16 protein-coding genes and 1 pseudogene are annotated in these 16,590 nt (G+C 62.6%); 7 read left to right on the forward strand and 10 right to left on the reverse strand.

The window, feature by feature from the left end; all coding sequences use genetic code 11:
• Nucleotides 1–157 precede the first annotated feature (157 nt).
• Together NKI54_RS09720 and NKI54_RS09725 are read left to right on the forward strand one after the other, a co-directional pair.
• Complete coding sequence (locus tag NKI54_RS09720) at nucleotides 158–1,060, forward strand: alpha/beta fold hydrolase (protein ID WP_352577670.1); 903 nt, start codon at nucleotides 158–160, stop codon at nucleotides 1,058–1,060.
• A gap of 63 nt (nucleotides 1,061–1,123) precedes the next feature.
• Entirely contained in the window at nucleotides 1,124–1,534 is a 411-nt protein-coding gene (locus tag NKI54_RS09725; protein ID WP_502898210.1) for a DUF427 domain-containing protein, read from the forward strand.
• 31 nt (nucleotides 1,535–1,565) lie between these two features.
• Here NKI54_RS09725 and NKI54_RS09730 read toward each other — a convergent pair whose 3' ends face one another.
• The 4 genes from NKI54_RS09730 to ku all read right to left on the reverse strand — a co-directional run bounded on the left by NKI54_RS09730 (nucleotide 1,566) and on the right by ku (nucleotide 4,884).
• Nucleotides 1,566–1,982, reverse strand: coding sequence for an HD domain-containing protein (locus NKI54_RS09730; protein WP_352577668.1), 417 nt, complete (start codon nucleotides 1,980–1,982; stop codon nucleotides 1,566–1,568).
• Between the two features lie 127 nt (nucleotides 1,983–2,109).
• The gene (locus NKI54_RS09735) at nucleotides 2,110–2,481 is read right to left on the reverse strand and encodes an avidin/streptavidin family protein (protein ID WP_352577667.1); all 372 of its coding nucleotides are present in this window, start codon (nucleotides 2,479–2,481) and stop codon (nucleotides 2,110–2,112) included.
• Between the two features lie 75 nt (nucleotides 2,482–2,556).
• Nucleotides 2,557–3,957 carry a PAS domain-containing HWE histidine kinase family protein gene (locus NKI54_RS09740; RefSeq protein ID WP_352577666.1) on the reverse strand — a complete coding sequence of 467 codons (1,401 nt, stop codon included), beginning with the start codon at nucleotides 3,955–3,957 and terminating at the stop codon, nucleotides 2,557–2,559.
• A gap of 93 nt (nucleotides 3,958–4,050) precedes the next feature.
• Nucleotides 4,051–4,884 carry a non-homologous end joining protein Ku gene (gene ku / locus NKI54_RS09745; RefSeq protein WP_023677071.1) on the reverse strand — a complete coding sequence of 278 codons (834 nt, stop codon included), beginning with the start codon at nucleotides 4,882–4,884 and terminating at the stop codon, nucleotides 4,051–4,053.
• 119 nt (nucleotides 4,885–5,003) lie between these two features.
• Between ku and NKI54_RS09750 the strand changes: the two genes are divergently transcribed.
• Nucleotides 5,004–5,468, forward strand: a complete 465-nt coding sequence (locus tag NKI54_RS09750; protein ID WP_352637316.1) for an NUDIX hydrolase — start codon at nucleotides 5,004–5,006, stop codon at nucleotides 5,466–5,468.
• 54 nt (nucleotides 5,469–5,522) lie between these two features.
• Here NKI54_RS09750 and NKI54_RS09755 read toward each other — a convergent pair whose 3' ends face one another.
• On the reverse strand, nucleotides 5,523–6,125 hold the full coding sequence (locus NKI54_RS09755; RefSeq protein ID WP_023677069.1) for an alpha-ketoglutarate-dependent dioxygenase AlkB: 603 nt from the start codon (nucleotides 6,123–6,125) through the stop codon (nucleotides 5,523–5,525).
• Nucleotides 6,126–6,254: 129 nt separating this feature from the next.
• Between NKI54_RS09755 and NKI54_RS09760 the strand changes: the two genes are divergently transcribed.
• Nucleotides 6,255–6,470, forward strand: a complete 216-nt coding sequence (locus NKI54_RS09760; RefSeq protein ID WP_352449552.1) for a KTSC domain-containing protein — start codon at nucleotides 6,255–6,257, stop codon at nucleotides 6,468–6,470.
• Between the two features lie 160 nt (nucleotides 6,471–6,630).
• Nucleotides 6,631–6,787: pseudogene (locus NKI54_RS09765) on the forward strand (histidine kinase); the annotation flags it as partial.
• Between the two features lie 37 nt (nucleotides 6,788–6,824).
• On the opposite strand, the gene NKI54_RS09770 reads toward NKI54_RS09765, so the two are convergent.
• A complete protein-coding gene (locus NKI54_RS09770; protein WP_352637317.1) occupies nucleotides 6,825–8,006 on the reverse strand; it encodes an acetate/propionate family kinase in 1,182 nt (393 codons plus the stop codon).
• Nucleotides 8,006–10,417 carry a phosphoketolase family protein gene (locus tag NKI54_RS09775; RefSeq protein WP_352637318.1) on the reverse strand — a complete coding sequence of 804 codons (2,412 nt, stop codon included), beginning with the start codon at nucleotides 10,415–10,417 and terminating at the stop codon, nucleotides 8,006–8,008. Before NKI54_RS09775 ends, NKI54_RS09770 begins: the two co-directional genes overlap by 1 nt.
• Before the next feature lie 298 nt (nucleotides 10,418–10,715).
• Here NKI54_RS09775 and NKI54_RS09780 point away from each other — a divergent pair, with 298 nt between their 5' ends.
• Together NKI54_RS09780 and NKI54_RS09785 are read left to right on the forward strand one after the other, a co-directional pair.
• Nucleotides 10,716–12,716 (forward strand): protein-L-isoaspartate(D-aspartate) O-methyltransferase, encoded by a 2,001-nt coding sequence (locus NKI54_RS09780; protein WP_352691345.1) that lies wholly within the window; start codon nucleotides 10,716–10,718, stop codon nucleotides 12,714–12,716.
• Nucleotides 12,717–12,764: 48 nt separating this feature from the next.
• On the forward strand, nucleotides 12,765–13,010 hold the full coding sequence (locus NKI54_RS09785) for a hypothetical protein (protein ID WP_023677063.1): 246 nt from the start codon (nucleotides 12,765–12,767) through the stop codon (nucleotides 13,008–13,010).
• On the opposite strand, the gene NKI54_RS09790 is transcribed toward NKI54_RS09785, so the two are convergent.
• From NKI54_RS09790 to NKI54_RS09800, 3 genes are all read right to left on the reverse strand, one after another.
• Entirely contained in the window at nucleotides 12,955–13,614 is a 660-nt protein-coding gene (locus NKI54_RS09790) for a DUF1772 domain-containing protein (RefSeq protein ID WP_352637319.1), read from the reverse strand. The genes NKI54_RS09785 and NKI54_RS09790 overlap by 56 nt on opposite strands.
• Nucleotides 13,615–13,718: 104 nt before the next feature.
• Complete coding sequence (locus NKI54_RS09795) at nucleotides 13,719–15,257, reverse strand: SpoVR family protein (protein WP_023677061.1); 1,539 nt, start codon at nucleotides 15,255–15,257, stop codon at nucleotides 13,719–13,721.
• Complete coding sequence (locus NKI54_RS09800) at nucleotides 15,257–16,579, reverse strand: YeaH/YhbH family protein (protein ID WP_023677060.1); 1,323 nt, start codon at nucleotides 16,577–16,579, stop codon at nucleotides 15,257–15,259. Before NKI54_RS09800 ends, NKI54_RS09795 begins: the two co-directional genes overlap by 1 nt.
• Between the last annotated feature and the right edge of the window lie 11 nt (nucleotides 16,580–16,590).

The raw sequence follows: 16,590 nt of genomic DNA on the forward strand, positions 1-16,590 counted from the left end.
ACCGTTCCCGTCGGTCTTCTTCCACCGCGAGCAGCGGTGAGGTTTCACTGGAAGTCTGCCTCTGTCATGGAACAATCGCAGCCACGCGCGGTTCAGCAAACTTGCGCCGAAAACGATCTGACGCCATGCGGCGTGATCGAAACGGGATGGCCGGATCATGGAAACACCCGCCTTCTGCACCACGCCGTTGCTGCGCATCGCGTACATCGCCGGTGGCCCTGGAGCCGGCGCGCCCGTCCTGCTTCTCCACGGCTGGCCGGACGACGCAACCACCTTCACGCGCATTGCGCCTGTCCTGCATCGTGCTGGCTTCCGCACCTTTGCGCCGTGGCTGCGTGGGTTCGGCAAAACCACCTTCCTGTCGGACGAGACCATGCGATCCGGTGAAATTGCCGCCATGGCTCAGGACGTGATCGATTTCGCCGACGCACTTGGCCTCGGCCGTTTTGCGGTCGTCGGCCACGATTGGGGCGCTCGGATCGCTTACCTGCTCGCCTCGGTATTTCCCGAACGGATACGGTGCTGCTCGGCATTGTCGCTTGGCTGGCAGCCGGGCGAACTCGCAACGCCGCCGCTGGGCCAGGTCAGGGCATTCTGGTACCAATGGTTCATGGCAACGGATCGCGGCGCCGAGATCGTTCGCCAACAAGGCAAGGCGTTCGCGCATTTTCAATGGGAAAGCTGGAGCCCGCCCGGCTGGTTCGAGGAAGAGCTTTTTGACAGCGTTTCCGCTTCCTTCGAAAATCCCGATTGGGCCGACGTGACGTTGCACTCCTACAGGGTTCGCTGGGGCGAAGCCGATCCCGATCCGCGCTACGCCGATCTTGCCCGGCGCCAGATTTCCGCCAAGTCCATTCCCGCGCCTACTCTGACGATCCACGGCGATGCCGACCGCGTTGTGCTGCCGCAATCGTCCGAAGGCAAGGAACGATACTTCACGGCCCATTACGAGCGCCAGCTTCTGGCTGGCATCGGCCACTTTCCGACGCGCGAAGCACCCGAGCGCGTTGCCGATCACCTTGCCAGGTTCCTCGACAGTTTCGGAAGAGGAGAAGCGTAGAACTGGAACCCTGACCGGCGATAGTACGTTTCGGGAAGGCAGCGCAGTCAACGGAGAAGTCGAATGCAGTCCTTAGCCGCAGATTCCGCCCCCCGCCCAGGCCCGCTCAGGATTGTCCCGTTTGATGGAACCGTGACCATCCGGTTCTCCGATGCCATTATTGCGTCGAGCGAGCGGGCAAAGGTGCTCTATGAAGACGGCCATGATCCTGTTTTCTACATACCCTTCGAGGACATCTATTTCGACCTCTTGGAGAAGACGAACACGACGAGCCACGGCCCGCTGAAGGGCACGGCAAGCTATTGGCGTGTTCATGCGGTCGGTTCGTCGGCAGAAGACTTCATGTGGGCCTACGAGACGCCCGACACCCCGGCATTGGCGATCGCCCGCCATGGTGCGTTCGATCCCGGCAGGGCGCGGATCGACGCCGATCCCGCGGAAGACAAGCGGCACACGCCGCACGTCACCGAGTAGACCCACATCGGCGACAGCCGCCAGCTGTCCGTCAGCTCGCGAACTCTTCCCTGAGAATGCGCAGGCCGTCTTCGTATTTCGCTGTCGAGGCACCGATCTGCCGTGCCTGCCATAGATTGTCGGCGAGATCGGCGCGCTTGACCGGCAATGCCAGCGGGCTGGCCGCAGCCCTGCGAACGAACGCGGCATCGCCCTCGTTCGGCCGCCGCGTCATGGCATCGACGGCCGATACGATGGATGGCCCGAACCCGGCCGCCTCAAGCCGGTCGCGGTTCCAGCCGTCGCCTTTTTCGATGACGTCGTGAAGATAGGCGATGGCTTTCTGGTCGAGCGTTTCGACGGCATCGACGACCCGGCGGCAATGTTCGATATAAGGCCGCCCTGTCTTGTCCGTCTGCCCGGCATGAGCCTGTTCGGCGATTTTCGCTGCGCGATATAGCACGCTCATTGGGTCGACCCCGTAACGAACAGCGCATGTCCTGGCTAACGCGCCATCGTCAGCGCGAGTTCCGATGCACCGCGGGAACCCTGCTGCCTCACTTGCGAGCTGAATGCCGCGGCGGCGGGCGCGATAGTCAGGAGACGCGTTCAAAACTGTCGAGGCTGGTTCCAAACGCGCGCCAGGCGGGGAGTTTCCTGGCACGGGCCGGGGCACCTTCCTGTTCCGCCGACAAAGCAGCATCCGCAACGGTGTGCCACAGCATCTCCAGCTTCCCGTTCCTGAGGATGCCGGTATAGCTCACCGCCGCGGCTCCGACCCGCCCTTCGGCCGCGCAGGTGAATCCGATGACGTCTCCATGGCAGGCTCCGAACAGCGGCACGGTCATGCCGAAGAAGGCGCTGTCCTCTAGCGCCGTCCTGAAGGTTCCGCTGATCCGTCCGCCCTCTTCGGTGGTCAGTTCGACCACCGACCCGTACTGATTCCGCCAGGTGCCCAGCCAACTCATCGCTGCTCCTCCTGATTGCTACCAAAGGGATTGCGTTGCCACACGGCCGCCAAGCCGCGGCCGGTGTAGCGGCCTTCAATCAGCCGCGATGCCAGCCATCGACATCTGAACGAAGCGCAGCGGCGCTTCCAGCGTCCAGGTGATGCCGTGCCTGGCGAATTCCAGGCGGCCGGTGCCGCTGAGCGCCTGCGGCGTGACGCGTTTGAGCACAACCGTTCCGAAACCGCGTCGCGTGTTTTCATCCACCAATGGTCCGTCCAGTTCCCGCCAGACAAGGCGGAAGCCGTCGCTGCCATCGGCGGCTGGGGTCACGGTCCATTCGACCTCGACCCGTCCGTCATGGTGCGACAGCGCTCCGTGTTTTACCGAATTGGTGGCCAGCTCGTGAAAGGCAATGCCGAGATATTGCACCGCGTTCGGCTGCAGCATGATCGTCGGCCCGCTCATCGACAGACGGGCCTGTGTCGCGAAGGCCTTGGTCTGTGCATGGATCAATTCGCCGATGGTCGCGCCACGCCATTCCGCATCGACCAGGAGGTCGTGCGATTCCGAAAGGGCCATGATGCGTTCCCGGACCCGTGAAAGGAAGGCTTCTGGCGTACCCGCCAGCTTGCTGGTCTCGCGGATCATCGAGACGATCACCGAATACTGGTTTTTAACGCGATGGTTGACTTCGCGCATGAGTGTGCGGATGCGCCGTTCGCTTTCCTTGTGGGGGCTGATGTCGCGCGCGATCTTGGAGGCGCCGATGATACGCCCGATGCCGTCGCGTATCGGCGAGATGGTGAGCGAAACCGGAACCAGGGTGCCGTCCTTGCGCTGCCGGATAGTCTCGTATGAAGGAATCCGTTCGCCGGCGCGAATGCGGCTGATGATCATGGCTTCCTCGTCCAGATGGTCGGGCGGGATGAGGATCGTCACCGGGCGCCCGATCGCCTCGGCGGGCGTATAGCCGAACAGGCGTTGTGCCGCGTCGTTCCAGCTGGTGATAATGCCGTTCAGGTCTTTGGACACGATGGCGTCCATCGAGGATTCGACGATGGCGGCGAGCCTTATGCCGGCGTCGTCGGCCAGCGTCTGCACGCGCAGGTCGAGCAGGGTGTTGATGGCGCCGACAACCTCGCCGGCTTCATTGCGAAGCAGGACCGGATGCGCACTGAACGGGATGAGTTGGCCGTCCGGCCGCTCGGCGATGGCTCGGCCCCCACGAACGTCCCGCTCCTCGAGCAAGGCAACGGCCATTGGACACTCGTCATGCGCCATCGGTCGCCCGTCGAGGTGGCGAAGCTTCCATGACCCGCACCAGCGATCCTGGCCGATAACCGGACGATATCCCCAGAGATCGGCAGCGGCTTCGTTGAAGAAGGTGATGTAGCCTTGTTTGTCGGTGGTGTAGACGGCCACAGGCAACGCCTGCATCAGATCGGCGGAGGAAACTTGCGGGATCCCGCCAGTCCTTAGTTCAACGACGTCCACCAGTCCCCCGCTCCGCTTGGCTTGCCGACGGATTGCTACGTCATCTAAATGCGCGCGAGCGTTTTCGGTTCCGTTCGATCCGCTTTCGGACATTCAGGCTGATTTGCGTTTCGGGGCCGTTCTCGGCTTTTTGCTGGGAGCCTTGCCGCCTTCCTGCGCCAGGCTTTTGCGCAGAACATCGGCGAGATTGATGACGTTCGTCTTGGGCTCAGGTGCCGGCTTGGGCGGTTTCTTGCCCTTGCGCTTGGCCTCGATCATTGCAACCAGCGCCTTTTCATAAGTATCGTCGAACTTCGACGGGTCGAATTTGGCCGGCTTCTTGTCGATCAGCAATTGCGCGATTTCCAGCATCTCGGGATCGACCTTGCGAGCCTTCAGCCCTTCGAACACCGCGTCCGCCGCGACCACTTCATTGTGGTTGCGTAATTCCGTCATCAGCATGCCCTTGCCCAGCGGCTGGATCAGCACCTCTCGGCCTCGCTGGTACAGCACGACGCAGGAGCGGGCTGCTACCTTTTTCCTGGCCATGGCGTCCCGGATCACCGCGAAAGCCTCCGTGGAGGGCGCGTCGGCCGGAACGAGATAGTAGGGTTTTTCGAGGTAGCGTGCGTCGATTTCGGCGGCAGGCACGAACTCGCCGATCTCGAGCGTATGCTGCGATACCATCTTCAGTTTCTTGATTTCGTCCGGCTCTATATGGATGAACTCACCCTTTTCGACCTCATAGCCTTTTACCTGCTCCGCCGCCTCGACCGTATCGCCGGTCTCCTCGTCTAGATAGGCGCTCTTGACCGGGAGACCGTCCTTGCGGTTCAGGATCCTGAAATGCACTTTCTCGGCCTCGCTGACGGCACCGATGATCTTGACGCCACAGGAAACCGATCCGACTTTCATAAAGCCCTTCCAGGCAGCTCGCGGCGTCGCCATGTCGATCACTCATTTGTCGAACGGACGGAACGGCTGCGCGCGGAAATCGTTCCGCCATGGCAGGCTGTTCCATATGCCGGCCCGGACGTTCGTTTCATTTTCGTCAGGGGAATAGCGGAATGGCCCAACGCAGCGCAGGATTGCTCATCTTTCGCCGAAGGGAAGGACATCTCCAGGTCTTGCTGGTGCATCCGGGCGGCCCATTCTGGGCGAAGAAGGACGACGGCGCATGGTCGATCCCGAAGGGCTTGGTCGACGAGAACGAGGACGAGCTGGCGGCAGCAAAACGCGAGGCCGAAGAGGAACTCGGTCTTGCCATCGACGGGGATTTCGAAAGCCTTGGCAGCTACAGGCAGCCGGGCGGCAAGCTCGTCATCGCATGGTGCGTCGAGGCGGATTTCGACAGCGACGCCATCAGCAGCAACACCTTCGCCATGGAATGGCCGCCAAGGTCCGGCTCGATGAAGGAATTTGCCGAAGTCGACAAAGCGGGCTGGTTCTCCCTGCCTGAAGCCAACCTCAAGATCCTGAAAGGCCAGCGCGCCATGCTGGCGGACTTTGCCGGCCGGCATGGCGACGGATGAATTTGTTTCAGCCCAGTTCTTAGGGCAGTGCTCGGGCTTCCTCACCGCTCTGCTTTAAGCGCGTTGCGGCCGCAGCGTGCGCAAGGTGATCGAATAGCGGTGCTCCGCAACCGGCGGAATGCTGTGCTCCCATTCGCTGCGCGCGGCGCCCGTCATCAGATAGGCCGATCTTGGCTCGACGGTGACCGTCTTGCGGTCCCATCGCGTGCCGTTTTTCCGCCGCAGGCGAAAGCTGCAGGCGGCCAGCAGGGAAACACCGGCGACGGCCTCGAAATGAGGCTTGTCGCGGTGCCAGCCGATACCGGCGCCCGGCCGGTACTCGTTGATCAGCACCTGCACGAAGGTCTCGGCGGGCAGGCGGGCGAAGGCTGCAACCTTTTCCCTGAGCGGCAGCAGAAAGCCGGGTATCGGCGGTGCCTCGACGACTTCGCGCCGGTCGTAATCATAACGCAGCCCAAAACCGACCACCCGCCGGTTTGCCAGATGGCCGTGAAAGTCGAAGGCCTGAAAAGGCAGGCTTGCGAGCTGGCTCGCCAACGCTGCTTCTTCGTCCGGCGTGATCAGTTCGGGCCGGTAGCGGAATCCTTCCGGCAGGTCGTCGGCGGCGGCAAAGAGATCGCCCTGGCGGGCTGCAGCCGATGTCTTGGGCGATGGCATCAACCGTATTTGGTGAAGCCGGCCCGTAGCGGCAAGGCTGCTTCGGCAGCAAGGAACCTCGCTCTCCGTGCAGGGTTATTCACATGACGATATGGAATGGAGCACTGCCGAGCATTGGACCTGTCGAGGATGCCTTCAACTGCGATCAGAAGCATCGATTACCAACCGGCGACGAGGATCCTCTCCGTATGGTTCGTCCCGAGCGGAAACCGCTATGATTACGAGGACGTGCCGCCGCAGGTCCACGCGGCATTCCGCAAAGCCTCGTCAAAGGGCCGGTTCTTCAACGAGCATATTCGCGACCGGTACAAATACCATCTGGTCGAGCAGAGCCAGTCGAGCTGAGCCTTCAGCCGCTTCTCAACCACGATCTCGGCTCTCCGCCATGCCTGGCCGCGTGGTGGCAATGAGCGGCCTTCGCAGTTGGCGAGCGACCTGATATTGATCATGGTCCCACCCAAAACATCGAAAGCTTGGAATGTCCGCCGAGCCGAAAAAACCGAGCGAAGGCGAGACCTGGCCGAAACCCGGCAAGCTCGGAGCACTGATCGCTCAATCGCTGACCGAAAAATGCCAAAGCCCGGTTCGAGGTGGATTCTGCCCCCGGCAAAGGAACGCGGGTGACCATCGTGTTCAACAGATCGGCCGCCCTCGCGACGTAGCCGGTCGAGCAAGCGCCGCCATTCGAGGCCATCCGCCTCAGCCGGGCCCCTCCATCACCTTGCGCGTGTGGCGGGCGATGACACCTTCTTCGTCGGTCGCCACGACGCGGACTTCCACCTTGCTCTCCGCCTGGCTCATCAGCGCGGCATGAGAGCTGTTGGCGGCCTCGTCGATCGCCACGCCGAGCCAGTCAAGCCTGTCGCAAATCGCTTTACGGGCCGTGGCCGAGTGCTCGCCGATGCCGGCGGTGAACACCAGGCATTCGAGGCCACCCAGCGTGTTGGCGAGGGCGGCAACTTCCCTGGCGGCGCGGAAGGCGAAAAGCTCCACCGCTTCGCGGGCCCGGCCGTCGTCGCTGGCTTCCAGCGAGCGCATGTCGCCGGAAATACCGGACACGCCGAGCAGCCCGGATTCCTCATAGAGCATGTGCTGCAGTGCCTCTCCCGAAAAGCCTCTTTCCAGCAGCAGGTACAAAAGCACGCCCGGATCGATGGCGCCACAGCGCGTGCCCATGACCAGGCCGTCAAGCGCCGAAAAGCCCATCGTCGTATCGACGCTGCGCCCGGCGCGCATGGCGCACAGGCTCGCCCCGTTGCCGAGATGGGCGACGATGGTTCTTTTCGCCGCCAGATCGGGCGATATCTGCTTGAGCCGGCCGGCGACATATTCGTAGGAAAGCCCGTGAAAGCCGTAGCGGTGGATGCCGTCTGCCTCATAGCGGCGCGGCAGCGCGAAACGGCTGACCAGAGGCTCGATGGTCCGATGGAAGGCGGTGTCGAAGCATCCGACCTGCGGCAGGTCGGGCCGCAACGCGGCAAGCGCCCGGATCGGCGCGAGGCTGCGCGGGTGGTGCAGTGGCGCAAGCGGCGTCAGCCTGTCGAGAGCCTCGACAATTGTCGGCGTCAGGCGGACAGGTTCGACGAAGTCGCGGCCGCCATGGACGATGCGATGGCCGGCGGTGATGAGTTTCCTTCCGCCAAGTTCGTTCTCGATCCATTGCAGCATCTGGCCGATGCCTAAATCGGGCGATGCGTCTGCTGCAAGTGGCCGATCGCACTGCACCGCCCCATCGGCGGCTTTTGCGGTCAGCCTTGGCGCATCGCCCAAATCCAGCGAACCGCGCGAGGCAAGATCCAGCTCGGCGGACACTCCAAGATCGTAAAGCCCGAACTTGATGCTGGAAGAGCCGGCATTCAGCGCGAGGATCGATCGTCGCATCAATCGCCGGCCCTCGTCGCGCCGTCCTGCGGCCAGGACCATTTCTGGATCTCGGGCATGTCCTCGCCATGTTCGCGGACATAGGCCGTGTGCTCAGCCAATTTCCCGTGCAACGCCGCGGCAAGATCCTTCGCCCGCTCGGCCAGCCCCGGCACACGCGCGATCGCGGCGAGCGCCAGATGATAGCGGTCGAGCTGGTTGACCACCACCATATCGAACGGCGTCGTCGTCGTGCCTTCCTCGCGAAAGCCGTGCACATGCATGTTGTCGTGGTTGGCGCGCCGGTAAGTCAGACGGTGAATGAGATAGGGATAGCCGTGATAGGCGAAGATGACCGGCTTGGCCCTGGTGAACAGCGCGTCGAACCTGTCATCGGCAAAGCCATGCGGATGCTCGGAATTCGACTGCAAAATCATCAGGTCGACGACATTGACGACGCGGATATTCAGGTCCGGAATGCCCGAGCGCAGGATATCGGCTGCAGCCAGCGTCTCCAGCGTCGGCACGTCGCCGGCGCAGGCCAGGACCACATCCGGATCTTCGTCCTTGGCAACCGTCCCGGCCCATTCCCAGATGCCGGCGCCGGCCTTGCAGTGTGCTTCCGCGTCTTCGGCGGACAGCCATTGCGGCGCCGGCTGCTTGCCGGCGACGATGACGTTGATGCGGTTGTAGGTTTTCAGGCAATGGTCGGTGATCCACAGCAGCGTGTTGGCGTCGGGCGGGAAATAGAGCCTGACCGTGTCGGCCTTCTTGTTGGCGACGAAATCGGCAAAGCCCGGGTCCTGATGGCTGAAGCCGTTGTGATCCTGTCGCCAGACATGCGAGGTCAGCAGGTAGTTGAGCGAGGCGATCGGCTTGCGCCAGGCAAGTTCGCCGGAGGTCTTCAGCCATTTGGCGTGCTGGTTGACCATGGAATCGACGATGTGGACGAACGCCTCGTAGCACGAGAACAGGCCGTGGCGGCCGGTCAGCAGATAGCCCTCCAGCCAGCCTTGGCAAAGATGCTCGCTGAGCACTTCCATGACGCGGCCGTCGCGGGAAAGATGGACGTCGTAAGGCTCGATCCGCTCCATCCAGATCCGATCCGTGACCTCGAACACGTCGTCCAGGCGGTTGGAGGACGTCTCGTCGGGTCCCATCAGCCGGAAATTCCTGGCCTCGGCGTTCAAGCGGATCACATCGCGAAGATAGCTCCCCACGGTCCGCGTCGCCTCCCCGACAGTGCCGCCCGGACGCGGTACGTCGAGCGCCAGGCCTTTCCAGTCGGGAAGCACGAGGTCTTGTTTCAGCAGGCCGCCATTGGCGTAGGGTATTGCACCCATGCGTCTTGACCCTGTGGGTGCCAGCGCCGCGAGCTCCGCCAGGAGATGCCCGCCTTCGTCGAACAGCGTCTTCGGTTCGTAGCTGCGCATCCAGTCTTCGAGGATCTGCCGGTGCGCCGCGTCGCCACGTGCGTTCGACACCGGCACTTGATGCGAACGCCAGAAATCCTCCACCTTCTTGCCGTCGACCTCTTTCGGCCCGGTCCAACCCTTTGGGCTGCGCAGCACGATCATCGGCCACAGCGGCCGCTCTCCCTTCCAGCCCGCGGTTCTTGCAGGCTCCTGGATGGAGTGGATCCGGTCGAGCACGGTATCGAGCGTGCGGGCCATCTCCCGATGCATCGGGGCAGGCTCATGGCCTTCCACGAAAAAGGTTTCGTAGCCATAGCCGAGGAACAGGCTGCGCAACGCCTCGTCTTCCATGCGGCCGAGGATCGTCGGGCTGGCGATCTTGTAGCCGTTGAGATGCAGGATCGGCAGGACGGCACCGTCGGATGCAGGGTTCAGGAACTTGTTGGAATGCCAGGCCGCGGCGAGCGGGCCGGTCTCGGCTTCGCCGTCGCCGACGACGCAGGCAACCACAAGGTTCGGATTGTCGAAGGCGGCGCCGAAGGCATGGACCAGCGCATAGCCGAGCTCTCCGCCTTCGTGGATCGAGCCGGGTGTCTCCGGAGCCGCGTGGCTCGGCACTCCGCCGGGAAACGAGAACTGCCGGAACAGCTTTCGCAGGCCGTCTTCGTCCCCGCCGACCTCGGGATAGATTTCGCTGTAGGTGCCCTCGAGCCAGCTGTTCGCGACCATTGCCGGGCCGCCGTGACCCGGGCCGCAGATGAACAGGACATCGAGACCACGTTCACGGATAATCCGGTTTAAATGCACATAGATGAAATTGAGGCCGGGCGTCGTGCCCCAATGGCCGAGCAGCCGCGGCTTGATGTGCTCGGGCCGCAAGGGCTCGCGCAAGAGCGGATTGTCGAGCAGGTAGATCTGGCCAACCGAGATGTAGTTCGCGGCGCGCCAGTAGCGGTCCATCAGATCGATCTGGTCAAGGCCGGTCGTGTGCGCAGCGGTGCGGACCTCGTCGTTCATGGAAATGCCTCCGGAATACCCTCGTCCGTCGTTATCTGGAGTGGCGTCGCGTCGGAGAAAGGATTTGCCTTGAAATAAGTTTGGGCGGCGTGGCTAGCGATTGCCGATCCTGCAACCCGCCTCGCCGGACAAAAGCGGGTCGGTCTTTTGGGGAACCTCGGGGCTTGCCAACGGTTAGGGAGATGCACCGCATTGCTTGGATCCAAAGGGACTGCCGAGGCCCTGAGATACGAGCCGGCCGAGGTGGCGTTGAGCAGCTTGGGCGATTGTAGCGGAGGCCCATAGGAGGAGCAAAAAGATGCTCGATCTCTCCCATGCCCGCAACCAAATGGTCGACATCCACTTGAGCCGCCGTGGCATTCGCGACCGCAATGTCCTTCAGGCGATGCGCGAGGTCCCGCGCGAGGCTTTCGTCGATCCTGGCTTTGAAGAATTCGCCTATGAGGACGGGCCGCTGCCGATCGCCGAAGGTCAGACGATATCGCAGCCCTACATCGTTGCGTTCATGATCGAAATGGCCGAGGTCGGAGCCGGCGACCACGTCCTCGAGGTTGGCACCGGCTCGGGCTATGCGGCTGCCGTAATGAGCCGGATCGTGGAACGCGTCTACACGATCGAGCGCCACGCCGCGTTGGCTGAAACGGCAAGGCAGCGGTTCAAAAAGCTTGGCTACGACAATATCGAAGTCCGCACCGGCGACGGCACCAAAGGCTGGCCCGAGGCGGCACCCTTCGATGCGATCCTGGTTGCGGCCGCCGGACCCGGCGCACCGCTCGCTCTGCAGGAACAGCTCGACGTCGCTGGCCGGCTTGTCATCCCGGTCGGCGATGAATTCGACTCGCAGCGCCTGCTCAAGGTCACCCGTACCGGCGCCGCAACCTACACTGAGGAGGATTTCGGCGGCGTGCGGTTTGTTCCGCTGATCGGCGAGCAAGGCTGGGGCGAGCCAGGCAGCGACAGCCAGATAGCGGCCGATCTTCCGCACCGGCATCAGCGCAGGAGCAGCCTGCCGCAGATGATCGCGGCCGCCGCCGAACCGCTTCCGGATTTCGACGATCCGGCCTTCGGTGCGCTGTTCGACCGGTTTGCCGACCGCCGCGTCGTCTTGCTCGGCGAAGCCAGCCACGGCACGTCGGAGTTCTACCGTGCGCGCGCCGCGATCACTCGCAGGCTGATCGAGAAGCATGGCTTCACCATCGTCGCGGTCGAGGCCGACTGGCCCGATGCCGCGGCGATCGACCGCTACGTCCGCCATCGGCCGCCGCGGCCTGGCGCAGATCCGCCGTTCCAGCGCTTTCCCACCTGGATGTGGCGCAACACCGACGTCGCCGAGTTCGTCGACTGGATGCGACAGCATAATGAGCGGATCAGGCTATCCTCCCGGCGGGCCGGGTTCTATGGCCTCGACATCTACAATATGGGTGGATCGATTGCGGCGGTCCTGCAATATCTCGACCGGGTCGATCCGCAGGCGGCGAGGATCGCGCGCGAACGCTATGGCTGCCTGACGCCGTGGCAGAACGACCCGGCCACCTATGGCCGTGTCGCACTCACCTCCGGTTACCAGAAATGCGAGAAGGCCGTGCTCGAGCAATGCCGGGAACTGCTTTCCAGAGAGCTCGACTACGCGCAGCAGGACGGCATCGATTTCCTCGACGCGAGCCAGAATGCCCGTCTGGTCGCCTCCGCCGAGCGCTATTACCGCACCATGTATTACGGCGGCGCGCAATCCTGGAACCTGCGCGAAACCCATATGTTCGAAACGCTGGAGCACCTGCTGCAGGCCCGCGGCCCGAACGCCAAGGCGGTGGTGTGGGCACATAATTCCCATATCGGCGATGCCCGCTATACCGAAATGGGGATCGTCAGGGACGAACTGAATATCGGCCAGCTCTGCCGCCAGCGTTTTGGCGACGAGGTTGCCTTGATCGGGCTCAGTACGCATTCCGGGACGGTGGCCGCCGCCACCGACTGGGACGGCGACATGGAAGTGAAACCGGTTCGGCCTTCCCACAACGACAGCTATGAGCGGCTTTGCCACGACAGCGGCGTCTCGCCTTTCCTGCTCGATTTCGATCGCGACGACACGCTGCGCGAACGGCTTCTGGAGCGCCGGCTGGAACGCTTTATCGGCGTCATCTACCGGCCCGAAACCGAGCTCCACAGCCATTATGCGGACGCCTCGCTCGCCCGCCAGTTCGATGCTTTCGTCTGGTTCGATGAAACCAGTGCCGTGACGCCGCTTGGGCCGGAACATGCGGGGACAGGCCTTCCCGAGACCTATCCTTTCGGGCTGTAGCGAATTTGGACCCTGGGAAAGTGGAAAATCAAAAGAAGGAGGTCACCGATGGCCGGAAAAAAGACTCATGAGCAGCAATTGCGCGTCATCGAAGAGCGCGAGAACACGAAAAACGCCGGCAAGGATTTCGACGCGGAAGCGGATTTGAAAAAGACCAGGCAAGAGCGCGAGGCGTTCCGGCGCGGTGCCGAGCTCAGATCGGACCCGAAGGACATTGCCGATCCCGACGACCGCAACATCATCCGCGGCGAGCACCAGGAAAGCGCCCACAACAAGCATCGCACCGACCGCTGAAACGGCAGGATCGCTTGACGTTAAGATAGTACGCCGGTTCCGTTCCCTGATCTGACGGATGCAGCGTTCGTGGCGGCAAGTTGGCGGACGAGGGCCGTCTTGATCCCTGGCGCCATTCAGCAAAAAATGTCGCGGCGACAGCAATTGAGACGAGGCTCAGCATCGCCAGGCCTGCCCTGGCGACATGCGAAGCCTCCCAGACGTTGTGCAAGTCTCTCCAGTCGCCGGTCTGCTTTCGAGAGAACATTGAAAAAAAGGTCGCGGCTGATTGCGGCATGGCAACGTCTTGCACCCAGAAATTATTGACGGGATGCGTGATCAACCAATAGGTCGCATGTTCCGCCAGCAGGAAGGCGAGCGCCGCCAAGGTCCACCAGAATCGAGCGCTTGGATAAGGCGTCAGGTAGAGCATGATGGCGAGGGCAATGATGCCGCCGATCTCGGCAAAGCCGCCGATCGTGAAGCCGGGATAATAGATCGCCTGCACTGATCTGTAGGTGGCCTCCTTGAGGCGCAACTTGCCGGGCAATTCCAGTGCGTGCGCAAGTGAGAGCGCCATCGTGACAGCGACCAGAAGGACGGTGGCGATCATCAATGCGCGCATGTTCCTGCTCCCTGAATGATGCCCTCGTGGCGCGCGCGTACTTAGGGTGGTTGGTGATCCGGTAAAGGCAACGACACCCGACTTCGCCGGCAAGTCCGGTTCGGTCATTCCCCGATCTGGCTGGTCGACCGTTCGTGGACTGTGGCGCCGGTCTGTGCGTCGACCGCAGCCATGCTGACCTCGTAGCCCCAGAGCTTGCGGATATGGCGCAGCGTGGCGTCGCGGCTGCCGCCTTCCAGCACTATGCCGTCCTTGACCTTATGCTGCAGGCGCAGATGCCGATCGCCGAGCAGGTCCACGTCCACCACCTGGATGTCCGGCCGGCTGGCGCCGATGTCGTAGCTGTGGGCGAGTGCGGCGCGGATGCTCTCGTAGCCGCGCTCATTGTGTATCGAGGCGACTTCGTAGTGCGGATCGTTGGCCGCATCGGCAAGCACAAAGAACCGCCATTTCCGGATCAGGGTGGGGCTCAGATACTGGCGGATGAAGGACTCGTCGCGATGGTTGGCCCAGGCGTCCAGCAGGGTCTGGCGCCAGTCGCCATTGCCGGCGATATCGGGAAACCAGTCGCGGTCCTCGGCGGTCGGCGCGGTCGAGATGCGCTGGATGTCCTGCATCATGTCGAGGCCCAGCGCGTAAGGGTTGATGCCGGAAAAGCGCGGATCGTCGAAGCCCGGCTGGAAGATCACGTTCGAATGGTTGCGCAGCACTTCCAGCATGGCGCCTTCGCCGATCAGGCCGCGGTCGAACAAAAGGTTCATCAGCGTGTAATGCACGAAGGTGGCGCAGCCCTCGTTCATCACCTGCGTTTGGCGCTGCGGATAGAAATACTGCGCGATGACGCGGACAATCCGGATGACCTCACGCTGCCAGGGTTCCAGGATCAGGCTGTTCTTCTCCAGGAAATAAAGCAGGTTTTCCTCGGGCAGCTTGAGCGATTTCCTGCGCTCCGCCATTGTATCCGTCTCGCGGGGCTTGGTGCCGTCCTTCGAAGGCGGCAGCGTGCGCCATAGGTCATTGTAGGAACGCTCCTCGTATTCCAGGCGCTCGCGAACGCCCTCGCGCTGCTTTTCCGACGACAGTTTCGGCGGCCGGTGATATCTGAACACGCCCTGTTCCATCAGCGCATGTGCGGCATCGAGGATCTCTTCCACCGCATCGACGCCATGCCGCTCCTCACAGCGGGCAATGTAGCCCTTGGCGAAGTCCAGATAACTGAGGATAGCGCTGGCGTCAGTCCACTGCTGGAACAGATAATTATTCTTGAAGAAATGGTTATGGCCGAGTGCCGCGTGCGCCGTCACCAGGGCCTGCAGGGCCATGGTGTTTTCTTCCATCAGATAGACGATGCAGGGATTGGAATTGATGACGAGTTCATAGGCGAGCCCCCGTCCGCCTTTGCGGTAGAGCAATTCCTGGTAGAGGTAGTGCTTGCCGAACGACCAGTGGCGGTACATCAGCGGCATGCCGACAGAGGAATAGGCGTCGAGCATCTGTTCTGAGGAGATGATCTCCATCTGCACCGGATAGACGTCGAGGTGGAGCTCTTCCGTGGCGACCGCCTCGATGGTCTCGTAGGCACGCGACAGCGTCCTGAAATCCCAGTCGGAACCGGAAAACAGCAACCCGGATTTGCTCGCCATCAGCCCCCTCTTTCAGCGCTCTTTTGATAACCCGGCTGTCTGGCGAAGAGCTGGCGGAAAACCGGGTAGATGTCGGCCGCCGTGGCGATGCGGCTCATCTGGAAGTTCGACCACCTCAGCTTGACCGCACTGTAGGCACGCCACAGCGACGTGCCGTTGTCGGTGGCGCCGAAGATGTGGCTCTCACGCTCGTCGAGGATCTCGACATAGGCGAAATACTGGCAAAGCCGCATGATCTGTTCGTCGAGCAAGGCGATGCAGCGCTCGGAATCGGTGACGAAATTGTCGCCGTCCGAGGCCTGGGCGACATAGATGTTCCATTCGCGGCTGGGATAGCGTTGCTCGACGATGCGGTGCATCTCCTCGAGCGCCGTGGAAACCACCGTGCCGCCGCTCTGAGTGTTGTAGAAGAAGGTTTCCTCGTCCACCTCCTGCGCCTCGTGCGTGTGGCGAATGAAGACGACCTCGGTGCGGTCATAGCGCCGTTTCAGGAACAGGTGCAGCAGCACGAAGAAGCGCTTGGCCAGATCTTTCTCGCGTTCGCCCATCGAACCGGACACGTCCATCAGGCAGAACATCACCGCATTGGCGTTCGGCACCGGCTGGGCGTCGAAGCGGTTGAAGCGGATATCGACCGGATCGACAAAGGCGATCCGCTTGCGGCGGCGCTCCAGCCGCTCAAGCTCTTCCTGCAGCGCCACGATGCGCTGCCGCATCTCGGCGTTTTGCGGCTTCGTCTCCAGCGTCGCGATCTCCTGCGCGACAGCGTCGACCGCCTCCTGCTTGGGGCGCCTGAGCGCTATGCGGCGGCCATGGCTGTTGCGCATCGTGCGCCCGACATTGATGTTGGTCGGCGAGCCGGTCGCGGCGAAGCCGGCCCGGCGCGGCTTGAAGGCGAGGATCTCCTTGAGGTTGAGCTTGACCATATCAGGCAGTTCGAGGTCTTCGAAAAAGAGGTCGAGCACCTCCTCGCGCGACAGCACGAAACGGAAATCGTCCTCCGATTCGGTTCTCCCCGGGGCGGATCCCATGCCGCCGCCCTGGCCGGGTTTAGGCAGCCGGTCGCCTCGGGCAAAATGCTTGTTGCCGGGCAGGACGTGCTGGCGGCTGCCGCTGTTCCGGGCATCCTTGAAGCTCGGCTCGCCGGTGCCTCGCGCCGGCATCGAAACGGCATGCTCGGCGTCCACGTCGGCGATCTTGCCGGTGCGGATCTGATCGCGGATGGTGCGCTTCAACTCTTCGCGCGCCCGCCGCAGGAAACGCTGCCGGTTGCCGAGGCTTTTGTCCTTCGGGTTCAGTCGGCGATCGATGAAGATCGGCATATGTTACCCCG

The sequence above is a fragment of the Mesorhizobium sp. M0663 genome (genome assembly GCF_040320585.1).
Lineage (GTDB): Bacteria > Pseudomonadota > Alphaproteobacteria > Rhizobiales > Rhizobiaceae > Mesorhizobium.

What these genes read in the sequence shown, in the direction of transcription:
- NKI54_RS09720 (WP_352577670.1), top strand. Translation starts at nt 158, where the DNA reads ATGGAAACACCCGCCTTCTGCACCACGCCGTTGCTGCGCATCGCGTAC.
- NKI54_RS09725 (WP_502898210.1), top strand. Translation starts at nt 1,124, where the DNA reads ATGCAGTCCTTAGCCGCAGATTCCGCCCCCCGCCCAGGCCCGCTCAGG.
- NKI54_RS09730 (WP_352577668.1), bottom strand. Translation starts at nt 1,982, where the DNA reads ATGAGCGTGCTATATCGCGCAGCGAAAATCGCCGAACAGGCTCATGCC.
- NKI54_RS09735 (WP_352577667.1), bottom strand. Translation starts at nt 2,481, where the DNA reads ATGAGTTGGCTGGGCACCTGGCGGAATCAGTACGGGTCGGTGGTCGAA.
- ku (WP_023677071.1), bottom strand. Translation starts at nt 4,884, where the DNA reads ATGGCGACGCCGCGAGCTGCCTGGAAGGGCTTTATGAAAGTCGGATCG.
- NKI54_RS09750 (WP_352637316.1), top strand. Translation starts at nt 5,004, where the DNA reads ATGGCCCAACGCAGCGCAGGATTGCTCATCTTTCGCCGAAGGGAAGGA.
- NKI54_RS09755 (WP_023677069.1), bottom strand. Translation starts at nt 6,125, where the DNA reads ATGCCATCGCCCAAGACATCGGCTGCAGCCCGCCAGGGCGATCTCTTT.
- NKI54_RS09760 (WP_352449552.1), top strand. Translation starts at nt 6,255, where the DNA reads ATGCCTTCAACTGCGATCAGAAGCATCGATTACCAACCGGCGACGAGG.
- NKI54_RS09770 (WP_352637317.1), bottom strand. Translation starts at nt 8,006, where the DNA reads ATGCGACGATCGATCCTCGCGCTGAATGCCGGCTCTTCCAGCATCAAG.
- NKI54_RS09775 (WP_352637318.1), bottom strand. Translation starts at nt 10,417, where the DNA reads ATGAACGACGAGGTCCGCACCGCTGCGCACACGACCGGCCTTGACCAG.
- NKI54_RS09780 (WP_352691345.1), top strand. Translation starts at nt 10,716, where the DNA reads ATGCTCGATCTCTCCCATGCCCGCAACCAAATGGTCGACATCCACTTG.
- NKI54_RS09785 (WP_023677063.1), top strand. Translation starts at nt 12,765, where the DNA reads ATGGCCGGAAAAAAGACTCATGAGCAGCAATTGCGCGTCATCGAAGAG.
- NKI54_RS09790 (WP_352637319.1), bottom strand. Translation starts at nt 13,614, where the DNA reads ATGCGCGCATTGATGATCGCCACCGTCCTTCTGGTCGCTGTCACGATG.
- NKI54_RS09795 (WP_023677061.1), bottom strand. Translation starts at nt 15,257, where the DNA reads ATGGCGAGCAAATCCGGGTTGCTGTTTTCCGGTTCCGACTGGGATTTC.
- NKI54_RS09800 (WP_023677060.1), bottom strand. Translation starts at nt 16,579, where the DNA reads ATGCCGATCTTCATCGATCGCCGACTGAACCCGAAGGACAAAAGCCTC.